Source organism: Oceanobacillus sp. FSL W7-1293, assembly GCF_037969815.1.
Taxonomy (GTDB): Bacteria; Bacillota; Bacilli; order Bacillales; family Amphibacillaceae; genus Oceanobacillus; species Oceanobacillus oncorhynchi.
Window position 1 is genome coordinate 2,104,330 of sequence record NZ_CP150212.1, and the last position, 12,891, is coordinate 2,117,220.

At 39.1% G+C, this 12,891-nt stretch carries 12 protein-coding genes; 4 read left to right on the forward strand and 8 right to left on the reverse strand.

Going from position 1 to position 12,891, the window contains the following annotated elements; translation table 11 throughout:
• Positions 1-1,053: a polysaccharide pyruvyl transferase family protein gene (locus MKY65_RS10385; protein WP_339184555.1), complete on the forward strand. Its 1,053-nt coding sequence runs from the start codon at positions 1-3 to the stop codon at positions 1,051-1,053.
• A gap of 90 nt (positions 1,054-1,143) precedes the next feature.
• On the opposite strand, the gene MKY65_RS10390 is transcribed toward MKY65_RS10385, so the two are convergent.
• From MKY65_RS10390 to MKY65_RS10420, 7 genes are all read right to left on the reverse strand, one after another.
• Entirely contained in the window at positions 1,144-2,019 is an 876-nt protein-coding gene (locus MKY65_RS10390) for a glycosyltransferase (protein WP_339184557.1), read from the reverse strand.
• A gap of 231 nt (positions 2,020-2,250) precedes the next feature.
• On the reverse strand, positions 2,251-3,186 hold the full coding sequence (locus MKY65_RS10395; protein ID WP_339184559.1) for a glycosyltransferase: 936 nt from the start codon (positions 3,184-3,186) through the stop codon (positions 2,251-2,253).
• A 25-nt stretch (positions 3,187-3,211) separates the two neighbouring features.
• Positions 3,212-4,303: a polysaccharide pyruvyl transferase family protein gene (locus tag MKY65_RS10400; RefSeq protein ID WP_339184561.1), complete on the reverse strand. Its 1,092-nt coding sequence runs from the start codon at positions 4,301-4,303 to the stop codon at positions 3,212-3,214.
• Between the two features lie 10 nt (positions 4,304-4,313).
• Positions 4,314-5,339, reverse strand: coding sequence for a glycosyltransferase (locus MKY65_RS10405; RefSeq protein WP_339184564.1), 1,026 nt, complete (start codon positions 5,337-5,339; stop codon positions 4,314-4,316).
• Between the two features lie 19 nt (positions 5,340-5,358).
• Entirely contained in the window at positions 5,359-5,862 is a 504-nt protein-coding gene (locus MKY65_RS10410) for a hypothetical protein (protein ID WP_339184567.1), read from the reverse strand.
• Between the two features lie 18 nt (positions 5,863-5,880).
• Positions 5,881-6,306: a hypothetical protein gene (locus tag MKY65_RS10415; RefSeq protein ID WP_339184568.1), complete on the reverse strand. Its 426-nt coding sequence runs from the start codon at positions 6,304-6,306 to the stop codon at positions 5,881-5,883.
• Positions 6,307-6,472: 166 nt separating this feature from the next.
• Positions 6,473-6,772, reverse strand: a complete 300-nt coding sequence (locus MKY65_RS10420) for a hypothetical protein (RefSeq protein ID WP_339184569.1) — start codon at positions 6,770-6,772, stop codon at positions 6,473-6,475.
• Between the two features lie 414 nt (positions 6,773-7,186).
• Between MKY65_RS10420 and MKY65_RS10425 the strand changes: the two genes are divergently transcribed.
• Complete coding sequence (locus MKY65_RS10425) at positions 7,187-7,885, forward strand: hypothetical protein (RefSeq protein ID WP_339184572.1); 699 nt, start codon at positions 7,187-7,189, stop codon at positions 7,883-7,885.
• A 523-nt stretch (positions 7,886-8,408) separates the two neighbouring features.
• Positions 8,409-9,128, forward strand: a complete 720-nt coding sequence (locus MKY65_RS10430) for a hypothetical protein (RefSeq protein WP_339184574.1) — start codon at positions 8,409-8,411, stop codon at positions 9,126-9,128.
• A gap of 179 nt (positions 9,129-9,307) precedes the next feature.
• Here MKY65_RS10430 and MKY65_RS10435 read toward each other — a convergent pair whose 3' ends face one another.
• Complete coding sequence (locus MKY65_RS10435; RefSeq protein ID WP_339184576.1) at positions 9,308-11,080, reverse strand: collagen-like protein; 1,773 nt, start codon at positions 11,078-11,080, stop codon at positions 9,308-9,310.
• Positions 11,081-11,607: 527 nt separating this feature from the next.
• On the opposite strand from MKY65_RS10435, the gene MKY65_RS10440 reads away from it, so the two are divergent.
• Entirely contained in the window at positions 11,608-12,678 is a 1,071-nt protein-coding gene (locus MKY65_RS10440) for a C45 family peptidase (RefSeq protein WP_339184578.1), read from the forward strand.
• Positions 12,679-12,891: the final 213 nt, after the last annotated feature.

Genomic DNA, 12,891 nt, shown 5'->3' on the forward strand with positions numbered 1-12,891 from the left:
ATGAGCAAAAAAGTATTATACATTGGCTGGATTGGCTATCGGAATCTGGGAGACGATCTATTATGGAACTTATTTCGAGATAGAGCAGAGAGGCACTTCCCTGCCGGACAAATAACAATTGTCCCCTCTTTTCCTGGAGTAAACATCCAGCACTTAGAGCGCTATGATACCATTGTTTTAGGGGGAGGCTCTTTAATTGCACCGACCTATATCAAGCTTTTGTACCGAGCAATAAAAATGAAAAAGAAGGTATGTATTTGGGGAAGCGGCATCGACCGTATTCCAGAATCTGTACTGTACGCGATGCGGGATGGTAAAAAGACACCTGTAATCCAACGGTTTAAGGGAGAAGAGATAGCCCAGCTGAAAGAAGTGCTTTTGCAAGCTGATTTTGTCGGTGTCAGGGGACCTTATACGAAGAAGGTTGTGGAAACATTAACTGGAGTATCGGATATACCAGTTATCGGAGACCCTGGATTATTATTAGAATGGAATCATGCTGCTGTTAAAAATGAAAAGTGGATTGGCATCAATTGGGGAACAACCATGAACAATTTATATGGCAATAAGGAAAAAGATGTCGAAAAACAGTTGGCAGAAGCAGCAAAGCATTGGACAGCTAAAGGGTATAAAATTTTCATCTACGCGGTATGGACAGAGGATTTTCCAGCATGTCAACGGTTGGATAAATTAATAGACAGTCCGGAGAATGTACTGTTTGAAAAGAAACGATATACAGAGCAGGAGTTAATGAAGAAGCTGTCCGTCTGTTCTGTAACGATTAATTTTAAGCTTCATCCAAATGTACTTTCTCTGACTGCCGGGGTGCCTGCTGTGGCTTTGGGTTATCGGTTTAAGGTGTTTGATTTCTTCTCCTCCATAGGCTTAGAGCATCTGGTGCTGCCAACCAGCGAGGAACAGCTTGATAAAAAACTGGTGAAGCTGGCAGATGAAACCATGCAAGAAGCAGACAAAATAATGAATGAATACGGGAAAAAGCAAAAATTATATGGTACACAGATTGAAAAAATATTTACTGAAAAGGTATTATAAGCGTTGGAACATTTTTTATGAAAATATCAAAAAACTGCCGGTTCACTTGATTTATTCGTGAACTGGCAGTTTGCTTTCCATTATGGCTGTTCATTCTGTTTCAATCCAGTTTAATAACATTTTAGCGCGATGCTCGTAGGTATGGTGATTCAGGAGATGGTGATAGCCGGAAGAGGCAATGATTTGTGCTTCATCGACATGGGTTAAATAATATTCGATTTTTTCCAGAAGATCCTGATGGGAATCAAAGAGAACGAAATGCTTCCCGTCTTCAAGCAGTGTATCCAGTTTAGGAACTTTATCAGTTAGCATGAGTGAACCGCAGCCGATTCCTTCAAAAATACGCATATTCAGGCTCTTTATGGTATCCGCTGCGTGATTAACGACAAGCTTTGATTCACCATACGTTTTCGCCAAATCATGTAAGAAAACCCGTTTATGAAAGGATAATCGATAAGTTTCATGGAACGCTTCTTTCATTTTTTGAACAGCTCGTATCCGTTTTTGATATAAGACAGGATCTAATGTTCCGACCGATGTAATATCAACGGGTCTGTTTTGAAGCAGTGTATCATCATTAAAAATATCCTTTGCCATCGCAAATGGGAAGAATTTGACCGGTGCAGGGAAATGCTTTGCTAAATGTAACGAATGTGCCATCAATATAAGATCCGGCTGGTAACGATGGACTAGCGCTTTGTTTGTCGTAAGCCGGTTCTCTCCATGATGAATCCAAAACATTTTCGGGATGTCCACAAGGTTTATCTGCTTTACTCTGACCGGGGGCATAGAAGGGCTTTCAACGAATAAAACAGCAATGTATTCTTCGAGAGGAATTTTAGAAAAATCAATAAACGATGTATAGGTATCCACTTTTAACCCGATATTTCGAAAAGCATCCTCCAAGTATCGCCCGGGAGTGAAGGATGTTTTTCCGTAACACATTAAGAGCTTTTTCTGCTCCATAATCATTCGACCTGCCTTTTGTTTAGGATAAAGATTTCTTTTGCTTTAACAAGATATGTTTGATTGAAGAAAAAGGATGTATATATAACCTGCTGGGGAAGGAATTATGTAAGAAATAAGCAGGGAGCGGATGAATAAAAGGACTTGTCTGTAAGCCGGTCACGCAGGATAAACCGGAGAGTTCTTTTGCTCTCTGTATTTATCCTTCGATTCATCCTGTTCTGAGTAATGTCAGGAAGATGATTGTTTTAAAATAGATTCTACCTCTGTTAAAAATTGCTCAGCACGTTTTTTAGTTGTATGCCGTTCTTTTGTTAACATCATGCCATTATGAGCGATTTGATTTCTTTCCTCATCATGATGCAGGTAATAATCGATTTTCTCTTCAAAGCAGAGCTCGTCGATTGCGACAAAGTTCACGCCGGGTATAAAACCTAAATCACCTAATTCCTTGGAATAACTGGCTAACAGCAACGCATTGCAGGCGGTAATTTCGAAATATTTCATTAAAGGGTATTTGAACACAGAGTCGCAGGTCAAAACAATTTTGGAACGATTCAGCGCTTTAGCATAATTTTTCCCGACAAAAACATTTTTTTCACCTTCCTGAATCTTTCGATAGCCCGGATGAGGGTAGTGGACAAAATCAGATCTATTTTTTAGCCTCATCTGTATGGTGGCACGAAGCGGATAAAAATCTTCCAGCACTGAACCGGTTAATAGAATATTCTTATCTTTTTCCAATTGATAGTCTTGATAGATGGCAGCATGTGCGTGATGTGGAAGCCAATGCATGCGTGAGGCAAATTCAGGGTACCACTGCTTGAATTTATCACGATAAAAAGTGAATACATGCTGAATATTCTCTTTTTCAATCATTGCCTTTCTTAGAGGCTTTTGAAAATGTAAGTCGTGTAACCCGACTGCAAAAGGCAAATGCAAATCTTTAAGGCCAGTTACAATTGGCGAGCCATTTTCAAGATAGTCATTAAAATAGATAAAATCCGGTTCGAAAGGGATAGAGTCAAGAATTTGCCCGATGTCGCCAGATTGATGAGATACATATAAATCCGCTATTTTTTGCAGCTCCTGAATAAAATAATAAGATGCAGGAACGGTGTAAGAATGATCATCACGCGTCATAAATAACAGCTTTATTTTTTTCATTATCATCGCATCCTTTAGGAAATGCTTACATATACAAGCCTTGCTCAAAGGGTTCTATCAGCTTTAAACGGTAAGCCTGCCGTTGTTTATCCATCGTTTCTATAATATCGGCACGGTTGTTTGAAATACTTTTCTCCAACGAAATAATCTGAGGAACGAGATTTGCATCATCCGTTGCGATAGCCATTTTCTCTAATTGGACAGAACGGACAAAATCAAATATTTTGAAGCGGTAGCCCAAAGCGATAAATGGAACCCCTGCGGCAAGGGACAGGTAATTCGCATGTAATTTAAAATTAATGGTGAAATCAAAATGTGTCATTAAAGACATGAAAGCAGCTGCTGGATAAACGGTATCATCTATCTGCCAAGAGGCTTTATCGCTTAATTTAGCAGCTAAACGTTTGGTATGTTCTAAATCAGCATGCCACATGATATAAAAGTAAATTTTATAACCGTCAGCAATCAGCTGATTTAAAGCGTCTGCAAACTGGTCTTCTAAAGTAATTTCATTTCTACCGTAAATATTATGGAAGGAAGTACCCCAGTTTACTCCAATTACTTTATCATCGGGATGAAATGGATCTGGGAACTGGCCTTTGTCTGTTTCATTTTGCAGTAGAAAGGCTGGATCTCCGCTGATGACAACCTCTTTTTTTACTCCTGCCTGCTGCAGGATTTGTTTTGTCAAAGGACCTCTGACACCGCTCCAAGAGCTTTCACGGAAGACGGTATTTAACTTTTCATGAAATGACTTCCGTCCATTCGTTTTAAGAAAATCAATGTTTTGACCATCTGTTAGATACGATTTAGGAACCCAATCAATTCCTGATCCCCAAATCATTATTTTTTTATTTAATTTCACGGCTTCATATAGGGCATCAATAATATAAGGCTGGATTGGGTGGCCGGCTCCGCTTAAAATAGAACCGCCGCCAAGGACAATCAAATCATAAGCTTGAAGCGAGGCATTGTCGAGGTAGCGTTTTTCATTATTTACGAGATCAAGCTTGTAGTCATCACCAAGCTGAAAAAATTGTTCTTTAAAGCATTCAAACATTAATTCGTCGCCTAAATTATTGTAGCCAATCCAGCCAATATACAAAACATGTTTCATTTTCAGCCTCCTATTTCTCATCTGAAGTGTTTAATTTCTCTGTGCAAATGCGTTTATAGTGTTCTGCCCGAAAGCTCCCCACACCTTTTAAAATCAAATAGTTCGGATGATTTTCTCCTAGTTCCAGACATTTTTCAAAGCACGTTTTGGCAGCTTGGTAATCCGCCTCTTGAAATAGAATAAGTCCTTTGTAAAAATGCAAATCGACGTAATCCGGATACAGGAGAAGTACTTTCTCAATACCTGATAATGCCTGATCAAGGCTATTGGTTTGAACTAATATGTCATACTTTAATTTGTAAAGAATCGAAGGGGGTTTTTGTCCTTCTAATAAAAATTTGAGAATAGATTGATTGACATATTCAAATGCCTGATTATATGCTTTGTCACGATAATATTCACTGGCGAGGTGGTATTCGACCCAAGGACTGTGGGTTTCTTTCGCAGCCTCTAATTCCAGAATTCTTTTATTGCGGGCTGATTTATTTTTCTTTTCAGTAATCTCATGAATATAGCCGTAATGCAGGATAGGCAGATCTAATATATCTGTTGTCATCTTCTCCGGTTCTGCATCTAATGTTTCGTGAATCCGGTTGATAAACTGTATGCCTTGATGATTACGAAATAGCCGGGGCTGGTAATGGATATAGGATGTATAATCCTCAGAATCCGTACGGTCACTGGTGAAATTTGTTATCGGCAGGGAAAGTATATTTGCCTCTATATGAGACAGTGCTTTCTTAAAGGCTTGGAGATCCTGTATATCTAAACATTCATCTGCGTCTATCCACAAAATCCAATCCTTTGCTGCTTTTGCTATTCCTTCATTTCTGGCATTAGCAAAATGATCATCCCATTCGTAATCATAAACCTTCGCATGATATTTTCGAGCGATATTCATGGAATCATCGGTAGAACCCGTATCCATAATAATCATTTCATCTGCGAGGTTCTGTACGCTGGATAAACATTTTTCAAGAAACGCCTCTTCATTTTTGACAATCATACATAAGGTAATCGTTGGTTCTGTTTCCACTTGATTTCCTCCTGATTGGTTAAGTTGATTCTAAGAAATCTTCATCACGCACTTGTTGTGACAGCCAAGGCCGCTGGGGAGAAGAGCTATTGATAATTGTAATTCTCGGGTAATAGCTTAATAATAGATTTAAGCTTTCTAAACAGTGCTTTTTATGCGTATCTAAGGAAAAAGGATGCTGTTGGATTTGTCTTTTTAATTCAAGTATCTGCTCGTGAATATCTTCTTTGAAGTTCTCTTTTGAACTATCTTCATGTTCAAACAAAGATTCATCGGGATAATAATCAAGCTCTTCAAGCAACTCTTTTTGCTGAAAAAAATGATAATGAAGTTTTTCGAGAGAGGAAAGGGAAATTAGGAGTTTTTTTTCCATTTGTTCTTCCTCTGTAATAGATACTTTTTTATCATAAAAAAAATAGTCATAAAAATAGTCCGTAAGAAAATATAAAAAAATGTGTGTATAGGTTATATAGTTTACTTCCCATTCACCCCATTTTTCTTCTAATGTTAAATCCTCATGCATTATGCTCTGCCTCCTTTTTTATTTATCAGAGCAAGGTTTGTTTTCTCGGCAATACTCGCAGTCACAATCCGTTGAAGGCTGGTAACCTAGTTCTTCATAGAAATTGTTCTTACAGCCCCGATGTTTGGATTTCGATTTTTTATCTTTGCATTTACAGTCACAATTTTCATCCAGAGCGGCAACATCTTCCAGTTTGAATTGAAGAAGCATTTGTGATTTTACGATTGTACGCAGGGTTTTATTGACACTGTCGTTCATTTTTAAATAGTCTTGCAAACAATGATGCGGGTCTTTTAAGAATGCTTGAAGCTTTTCACCTTCTGCATTCAAAATATGAGATAATCCTATTTCTTCTAAAGCAATGGAAGATAGTAACAAATCGATGGTTTCACAGCGCTTTAGTGAGACAATAGGGGTGATGTTTGGAATGTTTGGCATGGACATAGGTCTTCCTCCTGTTATTCTCAAGTCTCTAAATAGACGGGGATAATCAAATAAATCGCGTCCCCCTGTATGTTAGCTTTCTGATATAGAAAACATATTCATTCTTTAAATGAATAGTAAACAATTGATTTATAACAGCTTCCATTTTAAGAAGCTGGTACTTCTTTTATTCAATGATATCGATAATATTTTTAAGTTTCGTTTGCAGTAATAATTCTTTCTTTAATACCGTTTCCAATGTTGATTGGACACTTTCATTTATATCAATCAAGTCATCTAATTCCAAAATTGCTTCAGGAGAAGTGGGTAAAGTGCCTAATGCGTATTGGATTTTTTCACCTTCTGCATTGATGATGTGCGCTAGACCAAGCTCTTCCAAAGCAATAGAAGCTAGTAATAAATTAATGACATCATCACGATCAATGGAAATTTCAGGTGTGATATTTGGGATATTTGCTTGCGACAAATCAGTTCCTCCTTAATCTTTAGACATTTATCTATCAGCGTACAATTATCGTATGAATGTATCATTTAGGTCGTTCCATAAATGGGTAATGGTCTATGGTTAAATGTAATGGGATTGGATGCTTTTAAATGCTATCCTAAAATGGGGCAAGCAAATCTTATTAATTTGAAATAATTACAAGATAATATGTTTGATAATGGTTTTCTAACTGAAATATTTGTTTGTGATTACCAGGAAAGAAACACCTTATCTTATAAACGGATGCTTAAATTATTTGTTCTATGAGGTTCATAGAAAAGATTCAAAAAAGATGAAGAGTTGATAATAGAAAAAGTAAGTAATAAAAAACGGTGCCTGTTTCAATGTAAATAAGTGTATGGTATTATGCTTGGAGATATAAATTTAAGGAGGAAATTGGTAATAAAAAAAACTTTCTTATTATTGTTAGCTTTCATATCAGTATTAATTATGTCTGCATGTTCAGAAACACATTCTGATGAAGAAGGGGCATCATCAGATCAGACAAATGAGGAGATGAGCTCTGATAAATCATTAGAAGCTGAAAACGAACAAGAGGAAAGTCTTTTGCCAGAAGATTTTGGAGAAAACGCTAGGGAAGATGCCCGGGAAAATGCTGCGTCGGACTATTTAAAGGCTTCTATCGAATATATAGATGCTGATTTCGGACAAGAATTATTAGTTGATAAAATTGATAATGCTGAAAAAGTTAACACTGGAGAAAAAGAAGGTCAAAACAAGATAGATGTAGAAATCACACTCAATGAGAAATTTGCAGACTCAGCTAAAGGCTTGGCGCTTCCGCACTTGATTTTAATTGATTTAGTAAACAACAAGTTCAATGAATTTGCAAAAAGTAATGTAAATGAAGTTCACTTTGTAATTAATGCTCCTGTTGAGGAAGAAGTAATGAAGGTTTATGAAGCAGTGATTGATGAAGAAGGTTACAACAAAATTCAAGATGAAAGAATAAGTCAATCCCTTGATATGAACGTAATTGTTGAAAACGCGAAAGAATTTTGGCTGCATGATATTTATGAAGAAGATATTTTCAATGGGATTGATGTTCGATCTATTGAAAATGAAGATGAATAAACTATGTTTAGAACAATTAGCTTAGCCTTTTATAATAAAATTATGGGTTGTGTTGAACAAGGTAAATAATTTTATGAAGATATTAGTCATTAGAGATAAAATAAGGGGATTTATATTTTGATGTATTAGTATATTTTTTTAGTCAACTTCTTAGAAGAAAAGGAAAGGGATTAAATTTAGCAGATCCGGAACCATTTATTACTTCCGAGGGCGATTGGTTAATCTTTTTAAGTTACATTGTTATATTTGCTCTCGTACCGATTATTTTCACATGCATATTTCTTATTATCAAAACAATACTCAGACAAAAAAGGATGATTTGATTCACTACAAATAAGAATTCTTGTTCTGTTAATTTGTCACTTAAAAGTAGTTTATTGTTAGCAGAAGTCATGTTTTTAAAGGCTAAATGACAAGCCAATACATAATGAAAGTCATAGCGATGTTAGACTTTTGCGATTATTTACAGCTATTATTTACCATGGTAGGGTGAATATAGCACTTATAATATAGGGGGAAAAGGGTGCTGAAAAAGAAATTCATTATTACATTTGTGATAGCGGTTGCTTTGATTACTGGAGTTTTTGTTTTCTTGGAAAGTAATAATCAAGTAGCTCAAGCAGATGAAAAAGACGCACAACAAAGAGAATTAGAAAATAAAGAAGAAAAACAGGCACCAGATATAGAAGAACGGCAGCGTATGATTGAAGCAAGAGAAAAATTGGAAGCAATGACAGACGAAGAAGTTGAGGAGTTAATAGATAAACTTGAAGAATACAGACATAATGATGGCGATAATTTAACAGAGGAAGAAATGTACCTGTCAAAATATATTCCGCCAGAAAGATATTACGACATTAAAGGAATGACCGATGACGAGGTTAAAGGTTATATTAATAATTACCATATAAATCTTAATTCAAGGGTTATAGCTAATCATAAAAATCCAGAACAATATGAAGGGGAATTATTAGTAGGTAAAGCAGAATTTGAATGGATAAAAGAAAATTATGATTTTGAAAGTGAATACGATAAAGAATCAATAAATGAAGTATTAGAATTAATTGACGAGTTTAATGAAGAAGGAGATGAAGATACACTTTTCCAATTGAAATATATCTTCTACGAATTAGATGCTAAATTTAATCCCGACACTGAAAATGAGTATTTTCCAGGTGATCTTTCATTAACAAATACTGTTAGAATCCAAAACGGGCAAGACCCTATAGATGAAAATAAATAAAATTAAATCTTAAAAGGATAGGCAGCGTCTATCCTTTTTATTTGTAAAGAATAGAGCTTTACAGAAACCATATCAGCTTATTTTTTGGGTCCGATTGCAAGCTTATTTTATAAAATATGATGACAGCTTTAATATGTAATAGGAAATCTGGAGTGCGTATGCACCCCAGATTAGATGGGTCAGGCGATCTGGTTAATAGACCAGACGATACCTTGCTGGTCGCCGCCGCCGAGATTTAAACCGATGGTTAAACCATCAGCTATATAGAATAAACCAATCTGGTCCCCGGCATTCAGTTCGACTTCTCCTGCTAAAGTTACGGTTCCGTTTCCTAATACAGCTCTTAAGGTGAGGAGCAGGGCAACGTTTACGTTCAATACAGGGAATAGACCGGTGATTAATGGTGTTGGGTTCGGCGTAATTCGTTGAACCGCAAAAGCTGGGTTTATTCCCCCTCCAAGGGAAACAGTAAGTGCGGCGGTCGTTTGATAGTTGATTGTTGCGTTAATGGAATAACGGCCTGTTTCAGGTACGGTAAATATTCCATCTAATGCATCAAAGTTAGGGTTTGGATAATAAGGTGGCAGCGTCGACCAGCTAATTAATTGTTCGGATCCAGTTACAGTCATTGTTCCTTGAAATGCAGAAAATCCGTTTTCTGCGAATGCCGGTCCGGTAGCACCTGTAGGTCCAGTGGCACCGACAGGTCCGGTAGCACCTGTAGGTCCAGTGGCACCGACAGGTCCGGTAGCACCTGCCGGTCCAGTAGCACCGACAGCGCCCGTAGCGCCCGCCGGTCCAGTAGCGCCCGCTGGTCCGGTAGCGCCCGCCGGTCCAGTAGCACCGATAGGCCCGGTAGCACCTGCCGGTCCAGTAGCACCGACAGCGCCCGTAGCGCCCGCCGGTCCAGTAGCACCGATAGGCCCGGTAGCACCTGCCGGTCCAGTAGCACCGACAGCGCCCGTAGCGCCCGCCGGTCCAGTAGCGCCCGCTGGTCCGGTAGCACCGACAGGTCCAGTGGCACCGATAGGTCCGGTAGCGCCTGCCGGTCCAGTGGCACCGACAGCGCCCGTAGCACCGACAGGTCCAGTGGCACCGATAGGTCCGGTAGCGCCTGCCGGTCCAGTGGCACCGACAGCGCCCGTAGCGCCCGCCGGTCCAGTGGCACCGACAGCGCCCGTAGCACCGATAGGCCCGGTAGCACCTGTAGGTCCAGTGGCACCGACAGCGCCCGTAGCGCCCGCCGGTCCAGTGGCACCGACAGCGCCCGTCGGCCCAGTAGTGCCTGCAGGTCCGGTAGCACCTGCCGGTCCAGTAGCACCGACAGCGCCCGTAGCGCCCGCCGGTCCAGTAGCACCGACAGCGCCCGTAGCGCCCGCTGGTCCAGTAGCACCGATAGCGCCCGTAGCGCCCGTCGGTCCAGTAGCACCGACAGCGCCCGTAGCGCCCGCTGGTCCAGTAGCACCGATAGGCCCGGTAGCGCCTGCCGGTCCAGTGGCACCGACAGGTCCGGTAGCACCCGCTGGTCCAGTGGCCCCCGCCGGTCCGGTAGCACCTGTAGGTCCAGTGGCACCGACAGCGCCCGTAGCGCCCGTCGGCCCAGTAGCGCCTGTCGGTCCGGCAGGCCCCGTCGGTCCAGTCGGCCCTAAGTCCCCGTCAGGAATAATACTAGTTACTTGCTTTAATTTATTATCCAATAGTAGTTCTTTTTTCATAGCTGTCGCAAGCATATCTTGAACTGCTTCATTTACTTCTAATATTTCAGGTAATGTTGCAGGTGTTGTCAGGCCAGGGAGGGTACCCAAGGCATATTGTATTTTTTCGCCCTCCGCATTAATAATATGTGAAAGCCCTAGTTCTTCCATAGCAATGGAAGCTAATAATAAATTGATTGCATCATCCCTTGTTAAAGTTATATTAGGTGTAAAGTTTGGGATATTCGGTTGGGACATTATGATTCTCCTTTCATAAAAGATAGCTATTTCAAATGGAATCATCTGCGTAAAAATATCTACAAAAGCAGTGTTCTCAACCAATATATTCTTTGGTGAAAAGTCGGTGTAGACAGATTACTATTATTTTTGTTTTCATCCAAAATAGGTTAATCATATATAAAGAAAGGTATGGAATTTTTTGGAGAAGGAATCTGGAAATCCTGTCAACAGGGGGTAGCAGAAGCCCTGCATTTAACTGGATAGAATTAATCTGGATGATGATACACTAAGCAGAATCATTTCCTTTCGGGCTTATTCTTTGTACACTTAGCGTATAAATAGTTATCGATTAACTAATGGGGATTTATTTTAATGTAAATAATGCTGCTTAAGTCCAGTTTTGGTCCAAAGGTCTTTAGATTTATGGTGCTGACACAGTCTTGATGAAGTGAGTAAGCACAGCTTATCTTTGTTTAAAAGGTAAAGAAAATTTAACTGAATATAAATTCAGTTTATGAGCAGCTGCTGCGGGAGGAGGAATTAACTTGAAAAAAATTTCATCGAGTGTTGTTCAATTTCGGGGAACACATTATGAATTTGGCTATCATCAAGGTACTTTATTGAAAAACCATATCTTAGTAAAGAATCGTGCAAATCAATGGAAGGTCAGAACGCCTTTATTTTCTATTGATATCAAAGAAACAAAAAGGATTTTTCAAGAAACAGCACCGGCAATATGGGAGGAATTATCAGGTTTTGCTGATGCGCTTGAATGGCCGATGGAGAGAGTACTGCTTGAATTTGGAGGGTATCGGGTCAAATTGAACCGTTCCGGATGTTCCATTATAACAGGAGCAGATTATATGATCAGAAATTATGATTATCATCCCAAAACATACGATGGCTTTTATTCTGTATTCCAGCCAACGGATACAGGATACGCAGTTATAGGAGTTACGCAGAAAGTAACGGGACGTTGTGACGGAATGAACGAAAAGGGGTTAGCAATGGGATATACCTTTATGCATCGTAAACGCCCGAAAGATGGATTTGTCTGTCATATGATTGGAAGAATGATTTTAGAAACATGCGCTAATATCGAAGAAGCTGTTTCGTTGCTAAAACAAATTCCGCATCGGGGATCATTTAGTTATGTATTGTTTGATAAAGATCATTCGGAATCAACGATTGTTGAGGCTTCTCCAAGAAATGTAGAGGTAAGGACTGGAGCATCATGCACGAATCATTTTCAAATACTGAAGAAGGAAAACCGTCATTATTTGAAGGATTCGAAAAGACGACTGGAAATTATGGAAAGCAGCTCAGCCAATCTTCTTCATGGGAAGGAAGCTTTTCAGCTTTTAAATGGAACAGAGAATGGTGTGTTTTCTAAATTATACGGGCAGTGGGCAGGGACAATACATACTACTGCGTATTTTCCATCGAAATTAGAAGCATGGATTGCCCTTGGCGGTGATCAGCAGCCGGTGAAATTTGATTTTGGATCTTGGTTGAACGGAGATGATTTTCCTGTTTCAGAAGTTACAGGAACGGTTGATACAGATATTCCTTTTGTTCATATGGAGAAGGCGGATTGGTATAAAGTGAATAAATAATTTTCTAACAAGGTACCGGAAACTTTTAAGATGTTGTTTCGGTATCTTTTTTGTATGTAAAAAATATTAAAGAAATCGCATATTTAAACTAACATATTTTGGATCTAAGTAATGTCGGTACAACTTTGCAAATAGCTATGGAAAGAATTTGGTCTTATTTTAACTTTTTGTTTTATTTATAATTCAAATAGAACATAATACAAAACATCTTAT

Coding starts and splice junctions, on each gene's coding strand:
- MKY65_RS10410 (WP_339184567.1), bottom strand. CDS start 5,862: ATGCATGAGGATTTAACATTAGAAGAAAAATGGGGTGAATGGGAAGTA.
- MKY65_RS10435 (WP_339184576.1), bottom strand. CDS start 11,080: ATGTCCCAACCGAATATCCCAAACTTTACACCTAATATAACTTTAACA.
- MKY65_RS10385 (WP_339184555.1), top strand. CDS start 1: ATGAGCAAAAAAGTATTATACATTGGCTGGATTGGCTATCGGAATCTG.
- MKY65_RS10415 (WP_339184568.1), bottom strand. CDS start 6,306: ATGTCCATGCCAAACATTCCAAACATCACCCCTATTGTCTCACTAAAG.
- MKY65_RS10400 (WP_339184561.1), bottom strand. CDS start 4,303: ATGAAACATGTTTTGTATATTGGCTGGATTGGCTACAATAATTTAGGC.
- MKY65_RS10395 (WP_339184559.1), bottom strand. CDS start 3,186: ATGAAAAAAATAAAGCTGTTATTTATGACGCGTGATGATCATTCTTAC.
- MKY65_RS10390 (WP_339184557.1), bottom strand. CDS start 2,019: ATGGAGCAGAAAAAGCTCTTAATGTGTTACGGAAAAACATCCTTCACT.